Origin of the sequence: Acetobacter malorum, from assembly GCF_001580615.1 — a bacterium.
Taxonomy (GTDB): Bacteria; Pseudomonadota; Alphaproteobacteria; order Acetobacterales; family Acetobacteraceae; genus Acetobacter; species Acetobacter malorum.
The window spans coordinates 18,523-33,006 of the sequence record NZ_LHZC01000028.1 but is presented as its reverse complement, the minus strand read 5'-3'; the positions used below and the strand labels follow the sequence as shown (position 1 = coordinate 33,006).

Here is a 14,484-nt window from a genome sequence, read left to right as displayed (position 1 = left end):
CAGCCCGGCTCCGCCCCGCAGCCGCCGGAACAGGATGTCTCGCAAGACACGTCAAAGCCCGCAACCACCCCGGCCCCCACAGGCCACCAGCCCTCAGAAGACGCATTACACAGCGCCCCGCACCCTGCTATGAAGGCAAATTAGGATTCAGGGTGGCAACAATGCAGAAGCAATGGCAAAATAGCCGCTTCAACCCGCCAGCTACTGGCGCGGTTTTTGCGGAGGAGAGATCCGGCACTTCATGACGGCGAAGCTCAGCCCTTCTTCGCGCAGGCGGGACGGGCAGGAACCACGGCTGGTTCCCCCTTCCCCACCCGGCACCGCACGCCCCGCCAGCCCGCCACCTGCCCCGCAGGGTGGTGAACGGGACCGGCTGACCGCTTCCCCCACACCCGTCGCCCGCCCGGCTTCCGGCTATCGCCGTGTAAAAGGCACCTCCACACCCATTATCCGCAAGGAAGTCTACGCCGAGCCCACCATCGGCCCGGTGCTGACGGCCTCTGCCCTTGCGCATTTCCTGCTGCTGGGTGCCCTGTTGTGGCAGGCCACGCACCACCAGCAGCATGGCACCCCGGATGGCCAGCAGCCTTCCCCGGTGGAAATGGTTTTTGCGCAGCCGGAATCCACCAGCGGCATGGTCGGCCCGCATTCTGATGAGGCCGGTGGCGGCAACTCCGGCAAGGCCCCCAGCAAGGCGGGGCAGGCTGAACCGACCCCGGCGGAAGGGCCGCCCTCCCCCACCGTGCCGTCGGAAGAAACACCAGCCACCCCGCCTCTGCCAGAAGCGGATGACGGGCTGACCAAATCCGTGCCGCAGCCGCCCAAACCGGTAAAGGCCGCGCACCCGCCCTCTGGCCACAAGCCGCAGGCGCATGCGGTGCAGCGCCCCACGACGCACGCCCGCCCATCCCAGACGCCCAACCGCCACGCGGCATCCCCGTTTGATAACCCAATGGACCTCTCCTTCAACGAGGCCCCGGCCCCGCGCCGCTCCCGCCATGGCAGACCGGGTGGCTCTGGCGGCCCGATTGACCTTTCCGTTGGCCCCGTGGTGGAGAACGGCCAGATTAACGCGCACTACACCTCCCGCACTTCTGTGCGGGGTGTGAGCGATGATTATGGTGAGCAGATTAACGAGTGGATTCAGCGCCACATGTACTACCCGGAAGAAGCTGCCCGAAACGGGGAAGAAGGCAGTTCCTCCGTGCATGTGGTTCTGGACCGCACGGGCCGCGTGAAGTCCGTCTACCAGACAGGCTCAGCCGGCTCCTACTATCTGGACGCCGCGACCTCCGGCATGTTCCGCGGCTCCCAGCTCCCGCCCGTCCCACCGGACATGAAGGGCAACCACTTTGATATCGATCTGACGATTAATTATATTTTGATTAGGCATTGAGCTGGGTCAGGTGGAAAACCTGTTCTTCCTGGCTGATTTTTTCTTTCTGGTGTGGGTGAGTTTCCTGCTTTTACCTTCCTGGATGGCGGGGCATTTTTGGCAAAGAAACAGATTCACACGCACAAGCTTCGAAGAAGAGAAACACATGAAGCCATCGACATTTAAATGGGCTGGCCCCAATCTGGATTTAATCAAGACTCTAGACGAATATTGCTACGGAGAAGAGGAAATCCCATTTGCCATAATGCTCCGGGGCACATGGGGCTGTGGCAAGACTTGGCTGGTTGACCGATTTTTCGAGGAAAAAAAGAAAAATCGTAAAAATGACGATATAGCCGGATTTCCTCTCCGCGTCTCGCTCTTCGGAGTCGCATCTGCAACGGAAATTGGCGATGCTCTCTACGCCGAGCTGCATCCAATTCTGGCGGGAAAGCCCGGACAGGTAGGAAGCTTCGTTGTAAGAAGCCTGCTTAAGACTACACTACGCATTGATTTGAACGATTTGACTGACAAGAAAAATAAAGAAAAATCCAGCGAGAGCATAACATTGGCAGGCGCTGATCTGGGCATTCTTGGCCCAGATGGAAAACCACGCCGTCGTATCATCGTTTTTGATGATCTAGAACGCGCAAACATGCCTAAACCAGATATTCTTGCTGCAATTCACCCCCTTATCAGCAACGGAGAGAACCGAGTTCTTCTTTTGGCCAACGAAGAAGAAATCATAGTCGGCGACAAAGATGCAACTAAACAATATCTACGCACAAAAGAAAAGACTGTCTGCCTGACTCTTGAAGTAAAGCCTGATTTTCAATCAGCTTTTTCCAAAATTGAAATGAAAATTAAAGATCCAGATTTCAAGAATTTTTTTAAAATTTTGCGGAACCATCTTGAATTGCTGGCTGTTAAAGCAGGCATGTCCAACCTGCGCTTACTTTCATTCTTCGTACCTTTGGGGGAAACTTTATTTAAGAATATCAAGACCACCTACCGAACAGAAAGTCATTATGCCGCACTCTCAGAACTCTTTATATGCGTCTACATCAGACTGATAGAAAATCGTATCTATGGTGTACCACTCAATCTTTTGAATAAACTAATAAAAAACCCCTCACAGCCAAAAAATTCTTTCTTAAAGTCTGACGAACCCACCCCATCTGAAACGGATAGGAACAACGCAATTATTTGTACAAGATTAAAAACATACGACTACATGTTTCTACGTTCACCACTAATTTCGCCAGATAGTCTCGAAGCACTTGTAATGCGAGGCACGGTCCAAGCAGAAGCCATCAATGCAAGCCTAGCTCTAGACAACCGCTTTACAGAACAAACAGAACTGCCTTCATGGTTGCGAGTATGGAACTACTCGCTGTCCTCAGAACAGGAACTGGACAAAGCCGTTGCTGCATTCATGATTGACTTTGAGAATAGAAAATTTGTCGATCTTGATATGCTGCATGCGTGCAGTATTTATCTGACACTACACCGCGTCGGCCAGGAGGGCTTCAATGCAAGTGATCCTGTCGACTGCGCAAAAAATTACATCAAAGACGTTTTCGCAAAAAAAAATATGTTCGAAGAAAGAATACGGATGGCTATTGCCGATCCAAATCATCTTTCCTTATTTCCTCCCTTTGGTAGATCATTCAGCGAAGAAGGCTCTCAGGATTTTCAAATAATAAAGGGTTTTTATTTTTCTGAACAAAAATTATGGCTAGAGAAACAACTCACTGTGAAATCTATAGAACTTCAATCTCTTTTCGATGAAAACTGGGACAAATTTATATCCCTTCTGTTCCGAGTGAGTGAAACAGAACCAGTATATGAGCATTTACCAATTCTACAGCATTTAAATACGATAATATTTTCTCGCAAGATTATTAGCCTCCCTGCAGATCATCGCATGTATCTTATTGCATGTTTGAAAGAACGATACGAAAAGACAGTACACCATAGTAGTGCGCTACACCCTGAATGCGATTGGTTTAGCGAGCTAAGCAAAGCTCTCAGCGATGCTGTGGCACAATCTGACGGCTCCCCCTTGTTTAAGGAAGGACTAAAGGCCACGATTGAGCCCCTGTGCGATGCTGCCAAGAGGACCCCAATTCCATAAAAATTAAATAGATTTTTGCCATCATGTCGCAGTCAAAGCCCACAACAAGATCAGCAAATGTTATAAAGCAACCATCGGGGCAGAACGGTCAGTAACCGTTCCCGCCTCCTACACCGCCATTCTGCATGGCCGGGCCGCCCATGCCGGGGCCGCCGCCCTGCATGTTGCCGGAGCTGTTGCCGTTGCGCCAGTTTCCACCATTGCCGCCCTGCAGGCCGTTCCGGTAGCTGCTGCCGGGGCCGCCATGGTGTCCCCCTCGGCCTCCCCCATCACCGGGCGGCGGCGGTGCACACGCGGCCAGAGCGCAGGTTGCCAGTAAAGCTGTTATAGCCAGAACAGGACGTTTCATGGGGTCTCTCCTTTGGGGCTCACAAGTCTGTCACTTCCCTCAACCCCACAAAGTGGCACGGGTTCCCCTTAATTGTGCGGAGGCATCAGAAAGGCCATGCCTCCGGCCCATCATCAGTCCTGTTGCGTCATTTCACATCAATACTGGCATTTTTGGACGTTTCAAAATGCAGGTTATGGCCGGCATCGGTGCTGGTGCCGTCGCTTTTCCTGAAATACATTTTGGAATTGATTGCATCAATCAACACAACATGGTCCGCGAAAAAATCCAGCCCTAAAGACCCGGCATAGATTTTATCGGCCACCTTTATCTTTCTGTTCTTTTCCGTGTCGTCCCCTATGGTCAGGCTCTCAACTGTCGCAACGTTGGAAATATAGCCTTCACCGAGGTTAAATCTCACCTCGGTTTTTTCGTCTTTCTTCACAAGCGGGATGTGATAATCGGCAATCCAGCCCATAGGCATTTCTGTCATATCCAGATCAGGATTGATGAAAAAATGCACTTTGCGGCCAGATATTCTCACCGCCACTTCCTGCCTGTTCGCATCGTTATGGAGAGCGACTTCATGAAAATCCCCACCCATAATTTTTGCTATTTCTTCTTTATTCTCGCACCCGTCCTCAACCTCAAAAAAGGTGATTTTCTTGTTCTTCACATCAAACAGAACAGCAAAGTTATTGAGAAAGGTGTTGCCTAAAATACCAACAACAGGAAGCCCCTGAACGGACTGTTTGCTCGCCTCTTTCAGAAGAACAAATTTAGCGTGGGGAACCTCAAAACCACCAAAAGAGAATTTATCGAGCCTGATAACGTGCGCTTTTTCGCGCTTCCCAAAGACATTGAGAACGTATTCCGTTCCCCAGGCCCCATCATCAACAAATTTGTCAAAATTCATGGAAGAGGAATTTTTTAGATAAATACCGTTATAATCATAACTTAAGAACAGAGCAGCTGGCTGGTCATTAATTTTAACCGGCATCAGCGGCGTATCGCTCTGGCCGCCTATTAAATTCTCACTAATGGAGGCCGCAATGCAGGACTGCCGGGCATTGGCCTCATACGGCCAGAGCAGGCAGGACAGGCCTAAAACAGCACCAGAGACAATGATCTTCCATTTCGACATTGCACATCTCTTATGACGCTTAAATTGTAAATCCGGACATAAAAATCAGTAAATCATGACGTTCCAAACGGAGCCTGAAGACCCCGATTAATTAAAGATACGCAATGTTTCCCCAAAGGCAAGCCCTTCCCGCTGCGCGGGCTAGACCTTCTTCCAGAATTCAAACAACGCCTCTGGCAGAGAAAGCGTCAGCCGCGCACGCGTACAGGCCACATAGAGCAGATTGATTTCCTGATCACAGTTATCCAGATCGCGCTTCAACCGGGCTTTCAGGCGCGGGGAGAGCGGGCCGTGTTCCTGCTCGGTTTTTCTGGCGCGGTCCTGAAACTGCGTGCGCCGCCGGCTCCATTCCTCGGGGGAGAGAAAGTCATCCAGCATAATGACGGCATCAAACTCCCGCCCCTTCGCCTTGTGCGCGGTGGAACACACCAGACTGACTTCATCCGGGTCGTCCCGGTAAAGCGTCTGGATCGTCTTTATCTTTTTATCCAGCGTCTCTTTGTGTTTATCCACAATGCCAAACAATCTTTTGGCAACAGGGTCCCCATCGCGGCCTTCTGCGGCATTTTCCAGCTCGCGCCATGTGCCGTATTCCAGCGCCGCACCCTCCGGCTTTAAAGACGGCTGAAACTGGCGCTGATACAGGCTGTAGGCGGCCAGAATTTCCTGCACCATGTCATTCACCCCGCCCAGCACATGGAAGGGGCGCGTGCTGTCCGCCAGCCCTTCAAACAGCCGGGCATTAGTGCGGGCCAGAACCAGCGTGTTGTGCTCCGGTTTCAGGCCCTTTTTATGCAGCATGACCCGGCTTTTCACCGCCGGGTTGCCGTGCAGGCTGTGGGCCGGTTTGCGGGAGTGGTGCCCGAGAATGGCGTTGGCCATCCGCGCCAGTGGCTCCCCAAACCGCCAGCTCCGCGTCAGCGGCAGGCACGGGCCTTCCAGGTCGCTAATAGCATCCACCGCTCCGCGAAAGGCGTAGATGGACTGGTTCGGGTCCCCTACTGCGACAATCGGCAGGCCGGATTTTTTCAGGATGGAAATCAGAACCGGGTTCAGGTCCTGCGCTTCATCCACCATAATATAGTCGTAGCCAGTAATTTTCTGCTCACGCTCAAACTTCTTTAAATAAAGATCATGCGTGATAGGAAAATCATGTTTCTCAAGGGCCGCCAGATATTTGTAAGCCTGCGCCACAAACAGGCGGATCTCCCGGTTGCGCCCGCTGTCAGGCTCTGGGCAGTGGGTGGCGGTAATTTTGGAACCTTCGCTGATCAGAAAATTGCTCAGCGTTTTCAGCACCGCATCCGCAGCCCCGCCGGACTTCATGCCCAGAACCTTTTCCAGCCGCCAGATATCGCGCACCAGATAGCGCCCCTGCACCTTGCGGTTCAGTTGCCCGATATTCAAGCTGCGATAGGCGTAACTATTGGCGGTGCGCGCTTCAATCTGGTTGGAAAAGCGGGCGCGGGCCTCTTTGGCAATGGCGGTATTAAAGGCCAGATACAGCCCCCGGTGGCGCGTCCATGTTTTGCTGAACCACTCCAGCGTGGAGGTCTTGCCGCACCCGGCCCCGGCAATCACACGAAAGCTGGCGGTGGGGGGCGTGTCCAGAATGGCGGTCTGTTCCGGGGTGATGGCAATCATCGCGCTTTTCTGGCCCTCATCTGTCAGCGGTGGCGCGCGTATAGCGCACTTTTTCGTGCGCAGATATGCCGCGCGGCGCAGAAAACCGTCCTCACACCCCGCGTGCCGTGCGGGCACGGTTGCACATCCCGCCCGTTCTCGCGTTAAGGTAGCAGTATAAATCTGGTCACCCCGTTACCACAGGAGACCCATGACACAGCCTGATATGCTCGCCCTCCGCGCCGCCGCCGGAACGGATTTTGAAGCCTTCACCACCGCAGATGCCGCCATTGACCGCCTGTGCGCCCTGTATGATGCGAGTGCCCGGCGGCTCCACGCCGCCTTCCGCGCCCGGCAGGGCTGCCCGCCGGAGGATGCGACGTATCCTTGCCTCGCGCTGGAACTGCCCCCCGGCACCCCCATACAGGGCCGACCGCCGTTTGACGTGATTCTCGACCCCGGCTTTTACAGCACCACCATCACCCGCCCAGCCCTGTTCCGCGACTATCTGCGGGAACAGATTGAGCCGCTGCTGCACCATTACGGCCAGCCGGTGCTGGTGGGCCGCTCCCGCCACCCCATCCCGCTGCCTTATGTTATGGAAGATGCCGTCACCGGCCTGACGGAAGCCGACCTGCGGCTCTTGCAGGAGCAGTTCGCCCTGCCCAACCTGCACGCCACGGATGACAGCATTGCCAACTGCGAGCTGCTGCCCGACGCCACCACCCCGCGCCCGCTGGCCCTGTTTACGGCAGAGCGCACGGATTATTCCCTCGCCCGCCTGCACCATTACACAGGCACCACACCCCGCTCTTTCCAGCGGTTTATCCTGCTCACCAACTATCAGCGCTATGTGGATACCTTCCGCGATTACGCCCGCGCGCAGGTGGATGCCGGGGGGGATTACGACGCGTTTATTGAACCCGGCGAGCAGATCTACACCGGCCCCGGCAGCACCCCGGCGGACGGGCCCACAGGCAGCCTGCCGCAAATGCCCGCCTACCACCTGTGCCGCCCGGATGGAGATGGCATTACGCTCATCAATATCGGCGTCGGCCCCGCCAATGCCAAAACCATGACGGACCATCTGGCCGTGCTGCGCCCGCATTGCTGGCTGATGGTGGGCCACTGCGCGGGCCTGCGGCGTTCCCAGATGCTGGGGGATTACGTTCTGGCCCACGGCTATGTGCGGGATGACCACGTTCTGGACGCAGACCTGCCCACATGGGTGCCCGTGCCCCCCATTGCCGAGGTGCAGGTGGCCATGCAGGAAGCGACATCACTGGTGACCGGCCTGCCCGAGTCCGCCATCAAGACCCGCCTGCGCACCGGCACGGTGATGACCACCGATAACCGGGACTGGGAGTTGCGTCTGGCGCATCTGTTCACCCAGATCAACATGAGCCGCGCCATTGCCGTGGATATGGAATCCGCCACCATTGCCGCCAATGGCTTCCGCTTCCGGGTGCCCTACGGCACGCTGCTCTGCGTGTCGGACAAACCTCTTCACGGAGAACTGAAGCTGCGCGGCATGGCCAATGCGTTCTATCGTGAGCGCGTAAGCCAGCATCTGATGGTGGGCATTGAGACCATGCATTTACTCAGGCAGCAGGGTGTCACCCGGCTGCACTCGCGCAAACTGCGTGGGTTTGATGAGCCCCCCTTCCGGTAACCGCCGGTGTCACTCCTGCTTCATCCTTTCTGCTAAAGGACTTTCCCCTCATGCCTGCTGTTTCTGCCTCACAACTGCCTGAAGGCGTTCCCACCATCCGCGTTATCGCCATGCCGACCGACACCAACCCGGCCGGGGACGTGTTCGGCGGGTGGATTATCTCCCAGATGGATCTTGCCGCCGGCACCACCGCAGCCTTCCGGGCTAACGGCCGTGCCGCTACCGTCGCCATTAACGGCGTTGTCTTTCTGGAACCCGTGGTGGTGGGGGATGAGGTAAGCATTTACACCGAGATCACCCGTGAAGGCCGCACATCCCTGACTATCCATGTGCAGACATGGCGGCGCGCCCGCCACACGCATCTGACCTCCAAGGTGACGGAAGGGGACTTCACCTTTGTCGCGCTGGATGAAAACCGCCGCCCCCGCCCGCTGCCGCCTGCAACACCGGGTAATTCCCCCGATATTGCCCCCACGGTCTGAGCGCTGGCGGGCTCCGTCTGCCGGTCTTTTTTCTGTCATGGCATTCCGTCTCAGCGGGGAATGGTCTAGAGCAACACTCTGGGCCAACTCGCGAAGACGCGCACCGTGGGAACGGCCAGACGGCTAACGGTTGTAAAGCAGCAGGACGGGAGACCGGCGCAGATGAAACATTGGCAGATTGACCAGCTACCCTGGGATAAATTTGACCCCTCCCGCGTGGACCCTCAGCTTGTGCCCGCCATCAAGGCGGCAGCCGTGGTGGAACGCAACAGCGTGGATTACGCCATCTACCTGAACAACGTGTTTCATGATGACCCGGACTTTAAACAGGCGGCGGACCACTGGGCTGTGGAAGAAATTCAGCACGGTGATGCGCTGGGCCGCTGGGCCATGCTGGCCGACCCGGAATGGAACTATCAGGCCGCCTTCCAGCGCTACCGGGATTTTTACCATATCCCGCTGGAAGTTGAGGAATCCGTCCGTGGCTCCCGCACCGGGGAACTGATTGCCCGCTGCATGGTGGAAACCGGCACCTCCTCCTTCTACTCAGCACTGGCTGATGCGACGGATGAACCAGTGCTGAAAGCCCTGTGCAAGCAGATTGCCGCTGATGAATTCCGGCATTTCAAACTGTTTTATGACCACATGCACCGCTACCTGAAGCGCGAGCGCATCAGCACGCTCCAGCGGGCCCGCATTGCACTGGGCCGGGTGACGGAAAGCGAGGATGATGAACTCGCCTCCGCCTACTACACCACCAACGAGCCGCCCTCCCTGCCCTACGACCACAACCGTTGCATTGCGGCCTACATGTCCCGCGCCATGAAGAACTATCAGCCGCGCCACCTGCGCCGCGTGACCAGCATGGTGTTCAAAACCATCGGCCTGACGCCGCACAGCAAAATTCAGGATCTGGCGTTTTTCATCACGGAAAAGCTGTTCTTCAGCCGCCAGCGCAAGTTTGCCCGCATGGCCGGGGTATCCTGACCCTACGCCTGCGGGTTTTTCATTGCGGAACCGTCCTATTTTAACCACGAACCGCTGCCACAACCGTCTGGATTGTCCTTCTGCCAGACAGGTTCCCCATGCCCCTCCCGCCGCCCGAACCACCGCCGGTTACCCCCGGCCACCGCAACCGACGGATTGATCTGCTCCGCGGCATTGCCATTCTTCTGGTGCTGTTCCACCATTTTTGCATTGCCTATCCGCTGGGCCATTCCGCACTGGGCACGCTGCTCACGCCAGAAGGCGTGCGGGCGGTAGCGCGCAACGGCAATTACGGCGTTACGCTGTTTTTTGTCATTTCCGGCTTCCTGATTACCAGCAACACGCTGGCCCGCTATGGCAGTCTGGCCGCCATCAAGGCCCGCACGTTCTACGCTTTTCGCATTGCGCGCATTGTGCCGTGCCTGCTGCTTTTACTGGCGCTGGTCAACGGGCTTGCTCTGGCGGGCATCCCCATTTTCGCCACGCACATTCCCGGCCTTTCTCCCCTTGCCGCCATGATGCGGGCCAATCTGGCCGCCCTCACCTTCAGCATGAATGTGTTTATTGCCCATTATGACTGGGCCAATTACGCGCTGGGCGTGTTGTGGTCCCTGTCCGTGGAGGAAGTATTTTACCTCACCTTCCCGCTGGTCGCGCTGGTGTTGCGTCGTCAACCGCTTATCATGCTGTTCTGGGCAGCGGTCGCGCTGGTTGGTCCGTTTTACCGCATGGGGCATCAGGATGATGAATCCGGTTTCCTGTTTGCTTATCTGGCCTCATTCGACGGGATTGCCATTGGCTGCATGGCCGCTGTGGTGGCTACCCACTGGCGGCTGGACGGGCTTGCAGCGCGCCTGCTTCAGCCTGCCGTTATTGCGGGCATGGTCGCGCTCTATCTCTGGAAGTCCATCGGGGCCACCAATATCTGGGGCGTTTCCGCCATGGCGCTGGGGACTGCGGTGCTGCTGATTGCCTCCGCGCATCATGCAAACGGCCCCCTCACCACCCGCTCCCGCCTCCTGCGCGGCGTAGAAGGAACGGGCCGCCTGAGTTACGAACTCTACCTGTTCCACCTGATTATTCTGGGCCTGCTCCGTACCGTGCTGCCGCCCGGAACCGTGTCCCAAACCGGGTTTGAGCGGCTGGCCCTCCTGCCCGTCTTCCTCATCGGCTCCGGCCTGCTGGCAAGCCTAATCAGCCGTCATTTCTCTGAACCGCTCAACCGCACCCTGCGCCAGCGTTTGGGCCGGATTCAAAAAGCCTCTTAAAAGACAATGCGCCCATCTTTCAAAAAGTATGGGCGTTTTCTCAGGTTAAACCGACACCCGACAATAGTCTGGCCATCGTCATAACGCCCTTCAAAACCCTTCTAAAACCCATGCCGTATTCAGGAATAAGGCTGTCAGCCCGCAACCTTTCTCTCAAACATCAGCGTTTCTTCATTCAGATACTGCGTGGTTGCAAACAAAGAGAAACCGTTTTTCTCTGCAATGCGGATTGATGGCGTGTTGGCTGGCGCAATAATGCACACAGAGCGTCTATACGGCGTCTGTGTATCCAGCCACGCGCAGGCGGCTTTTACGCCTTCTGTCGCAAAGCCTTGCCCGTGGCACCATGAGGCCAGAACCCAGCCTGCTTCCGGGATGTCATCCATGGACGGCGTCAGCCCGCGATGCGCCTCATTAAAACCGATCGTGCCCACAAAGCGGCCCGTCTGCTTTTCCCGCACCATCCAGAAGCCAAAGCCCATAATGCCCCACAGCCCTCTGTAATGCAGCAGCCTGCCCCATGTGGCGTTGCCGCTTTCCGGCTTACCAGAAGTGTAGCGCGCCACAATCGGGTCCGCCCGCATGGCGGCGAAGTCCTCAAAATCCTCCCGTCGCGGGGCCTGAAACAGCAGACGATCCGTTTCCAGAGACGGCACTTTAGATTTCTTCTCGTCTATCACTCTCTTTTCTCAGACAATGTTATGAAAATCCGGCTTTATCTTCGCAATGGCCATTTTTCTCACATGTAGCCAAGCAAAAGCATCGACGGGGCCGCCTTTTTTCACTCTGGAGCAGATATAAAGCCAGTGCGTGGGAGTCAGATGCGCAATCTCGGCCTGAATTGAAACTCGTTGCCAGCCTTTGAGCATACGCCAAGGCAGAATGCAAAGGCTGCTTTCCTCCGGGTCCTCGTCAAACACAGACGTATCCATGACCCGAAAAGGAGAGGCCCATACTGACACCTCAATTTCCGGAGCCTGCTCATTTTCAAGACTGAACACGGCCAGGAGGCGTGCTGCTCCAAAGCCCCCCATCCCGAAAATTTCAGCAATTGTCGTACCACCCATATGTGGATGCACAAGAAGCGATCCCGCATCCCAGTCCGCATGGACCAGACTCTCAACAGCAGCACTCGGCCCTGCCGTTCTATTCGTGACACTGACCCTGTTGCGGAGGGGATAGTGGTAACGATCACTCGGGTGTTTTTCATGCACCAGTTTGGAACGGTATTTATGCTGCTCATCAAGAAAATCGCTCGTAATAAACCAGTCCCTGTTCCCGGTTAATTCAGACTCACAGACTTCCAGAAGCTTTCTGTGGATTTCAAAAAGCCAGGACATCTCGTGCTTAATCGCCGGGTCGACAATTGACCAGGAGCGTTCCCAAACCAGTCTCTGCAAGATCTGCGCTATCACATGCTTTGCGGTGTAATAGCCGTAATCCTTGCAGACCAGGGAGTAGATATAAGAAATGATGTAGAAGATTTCAAAATTTCTTCTATCCCCACCTCTGGAAATGCGACTTTTTTCATCTGTGCGATGGAAATAGAGCGGCCGCCGTATGTACGAGAAACGCTCGGTGCGGAGCATGATTTCCCAGTGGACGGGATGATCTTCATACAGAAAGCCAACAGGGTAATGGATCGTATCGAACAGGCTTCTCTTATAAAGTTTGTTCCAGGCACTAGGATAAAATGTCACCGGTATGAAGGGTGACATATTGATCAAACTACCACTTGCCTGCCCGTAGAACTTTATTTCATCATGGATCGTATCCTGATAGTGCGTTCCTTCTGCATCAAACTCATTGATCGCACAGACAGCAACTTCTGTTTTATCCTTTTCACAGGTATCCAGAAGCGTTTTCAGGAAATCTGGATCAAGATAGTCATCCCCATCAATAAAGGATACCCATTCTCCCCGTGCCTTTTCCAACGCGTAATTTCGCGCAGCGGAAAGACCCTTATTAGTCTGCGTGAGAATTTGCACGCGAGAGTCGTTTAAAAACGCCTCAATAATGCCGGAGCTTCCGTCTGTTGATCCATCATCAACAATCAACAGTTCAAAGTTTGTGTAGGACTGTGCCAGAATGGAGCGGATACACTGGCCGACATAGGGAGCAACATTATAAACCGGGACAATAATGCTGACTTTGGGAGAGGCATATCGACCCGTAGCTGCTTTTTTGACCCGTTTAAGCGGGGCAGTAATCTCCTTAAGAACGTTCAGATATCTTTGAGCGAAGACCTGCTCCGTATAATTTTTTTCAAAAAGTTCCTTATTCTGCTGCTTCAGCGCCTCATATTTTTCCTGCGGCATCGCCCGCAGATGCGCTATAATATCCATGAACTCATCATCATCCGAAAACAGGAAAATACCCGATGACTGTCCTTCAAAATACCGGTTTCCGCCTGTTCTGGACAAAATTAGGATTGCGCCTAGCGAGAGAGCTTCCAAAACAATCAGATCAAAATAGGTTGCCTGATTGGGAACGACAAAAACATCCGCAGCATTAACAATATCACCGGGTGTTGTGGTCCAGCCATATTCAATCCACTTCGGGTGTTCAACGGTTGGCAGTGGCCCGGCTTTCCCACCCACAAGTATGCTGACATTGTCATATTTTTTGAAAAGTTTTTCAGCCAGACGCTCTAAACGGTCATAGCCTTTCACAACATTGTGGCGGCCAATATACCCAAGAACAAACGCATTGCTCAGACCAAGCGTCTGACGCACGTCCTTGCGGGAGGCCTTAACCGGCATGGTCTTACTGCCTGTTGGCACAAAATACACAGGCTTGTGTCGATATAGCCTGTCAAAATCAGGAATAGAGCCGCGATAAGGCTCCATGGCTTCCGGGCATGGAAAAATCAGAACATCAGCAAACATGAAGGCCAGTCGGTCCAGCACACTATAGACTTCATACAGCTTCTGAGCGACCTGCGAGTCCGCGCCGTTGGCGAAGGCCACCTCGGACCACTCCTTGGCGGGCGCTTCAGGACAATGGCTTGTCAAAATCAGTTTGGTGACATGCCGTCGCCCCTCCCGGGTGAGCGAGAAGTGCAGTTTAAGAAGATCAACAGTTGTATGAGCGTGAATTGCCTCATAAGACTGCTTTTTAATCTCCTTTACTGCATCATCTGAAAGCCTGAATTGATCCATCTCAGCAAAATACGCCGCCTCTTCAAGCGTTTTATTATTCTCAACAAGAGCGGCATATTTATACAAATTGTTTATTTCAGAAAACAGCGGCACGCCATCAGGCAGACCCCACGCGCCAGGAAGATATTCCTAGCTTGGCTTTGGCTGAGAAATCAACTCAACCTCAGCACCGTTAAACAGAGTAGACAACCCCTCAAATAATGTACTGAGGTAGCCTGTAGGACCACCAGACCGAGAATTTAACGGCCAATCAAAATAAATACCAAATTTTGCTTTCTTTTTATTAAGTAAAGAAACTTCATTCATT

12 protein-coding genes are annotated in these 14,484 nt (G+C 54.6%); 6 read left to right on the top strand and 6 right to left on the bottom strand.

Features of this window, described 5'->3' with window-relative positions:
• Window positions 1-241 precede the first annotated feature (241 nt).
• Window positions 242-1,396: an energy transducer TonB gene (locus AD930_RS01110; protein WP_043551778.1), complete on the top strand. Its 1,155-nt coding sequence runs from the start codon at window positions 242-244 to the stop codon at window positions 1,394-1,396.
• Between the two features lie 10 nt (window positions 1,397-1,406).
• Complete coding sequence (locus AD930_RS01105) at window positions 1,407-3,512, top strand: P-loop NTPase fold protein (protein WP_156476796.1); 2,106 nt, start codon at window positions 1,407-1,409, stop codon at window positions 3,510-3,512.
• An 88-nt stretch (window positions 3,513-3,600) separates the two neighbouring features.
• Here the strand turns inward: AD930_RS01105 and AD930_RS01100 are convergent, their stop codons facing one another.
• The 3 genes from AD930_RS01100 to AD930_RS01090 form a co-directional block, all read right to left on the bottom strand.
• The gene (locus AD930_RS01100) at window positions 3,601-3,861 is read right to left on the bottom strand and encodes a hypothetical protein (RefSeq protein ID WP_052403925.1); all 261 of its coding nucleotides are present in this window, start codon (window positions 3,859-3,861) and stop codon (window positions 3,601-3,603) included.
• A 127-nt stretch (window positions 3,862-3,988) separates the two neighbouring features.
• Window positions 3,989-4,840, bottom strand: coding sequence for a hypothetical protein (locus AD930_RS01095; protein WP_156476795.1), 852 nt, complete (start codon window positions 4,838-4,840; stop codon window positions 3,989-3,991).
• Between the two features lie 285 nt (window positions 4,841-5,125).
• Entirely contained in the window at window positions 5,126-6,745 is a 1,620-nt protein-coding gene (locus tag AD930_RS01090) for a UvrD-helicase domain-containing protein (RefSeq protein ID WP_061504803.1), read from the bottom strand.
• Between the two features lie 73 nt (window positions 6,746-6,818).
• On the opposite strand from AD930_RS01090, the gene AD930_RS01085 reads away from it, so the two are divergent.
• The 4 genes from AD930_RS01085 to AD930_RS01070 all read left to right on the top strand — a co-directional run bounded on the left by AD930_RS01085 (window position 6,819) and on the right by AD930_RS01070 (window position 11,016).
• Complete coding sequence (locus AD930_RS01085; RefSeq protein ID WP_244150448.1) at window positions 6,819-8,279, top strand: AMP nucleosidase; 1,461 nt, start codon at window positions 6,819-6,821, stop codon at window positions 8,277-8,279.
• 50 nt (window positions 8,280-8,329) lie between these two features.
• Window positions 8,330-8,761 (top strand): acyl-CoA thioesterase, encoded by a 432-nt coding sequence (locus AD930_RS01080; RefSeq protein ID WP_043551772.1) that lies wholly within the window; start codon window positions 8,330-8,332, stop codon window positions 8,759-8,761.
• A 162-nt stretch (window positions 8,762-8,923) separates the two neighbouring features.
• Complete coding sequence (locus tag AD930_RS01075) at window positions 8,924-9,748, top strand: ferritin-like domain-containing protein (RefSeq protein WP_043551770.1); 825 nt, start codon at window positions 8,924-8,926, stop codon at window positions 9,746-9,748.
• A 98-nt stretch (window positions 9,749-9,846) separates the two neighbouring features.
• Window positions 9,847-11,016 (top strand): acyltransferase family protein, encoded by a 1,170-nt coding sequence (locus AD930_RS01070; RefSeq protein ID WP_061504802.1) that lies wholly within the window; start codon window positions 9,847-9,849, stop codon window positions 11,014-11,016.
• Between the two features lie 134 nt (window positions 11,017-11,150).
• Here AD930_RS01070 and AD930_RS01065 read toward each other — a convergent pair whose 3' ends face one another.
• The 3 genes from AD930_RS01065 to AD930_RS17590 are packed head-to-tail and all read right to left on the bottom strand — an operon-like array spanning window position 11,151 to window position 14,483.
• Window positions 11,151-11,672: a GNAT family N-acetyltransferase gene (locus AD930_RS01065; RefSeq protein ID WP_208598540.1), complete on the bottom strand. Its 522-nt coding sequence runs from the start codon at window positions 11,670-11,672 to the stop codon at window positions 11,151-11,153.
• A 33-nt stretch (window positions 11,673-11,705) separates the two neighbouring features.
• Window positions 11,706-14,270: a glycosyltransferase gene (locus AD930_RS01060; RefSeq protein ID WP_061504801.1), complete on the bottom strand. Its 2,565-nt coding sequence runs from the start codon at window positions 14,268-14,270 to the stop codon at window positions 11,706-11,708.
• Between the two features lie 36 nt (window positions 14,271-14,306).
• Window positions 14,307-14,483: a hypothetical protein gene (locus AD930_RS17590; RefSeq protein ID WP_156476794.1), complete on the bottom strand. Its 177-nt coding sequence runs from the start codon at window positions 14,481-14,483 to the stop codon at window positions 14,307-14,309.
• Between the last annotated feature and the right edge of the window lies 1 nt (window position 14,484).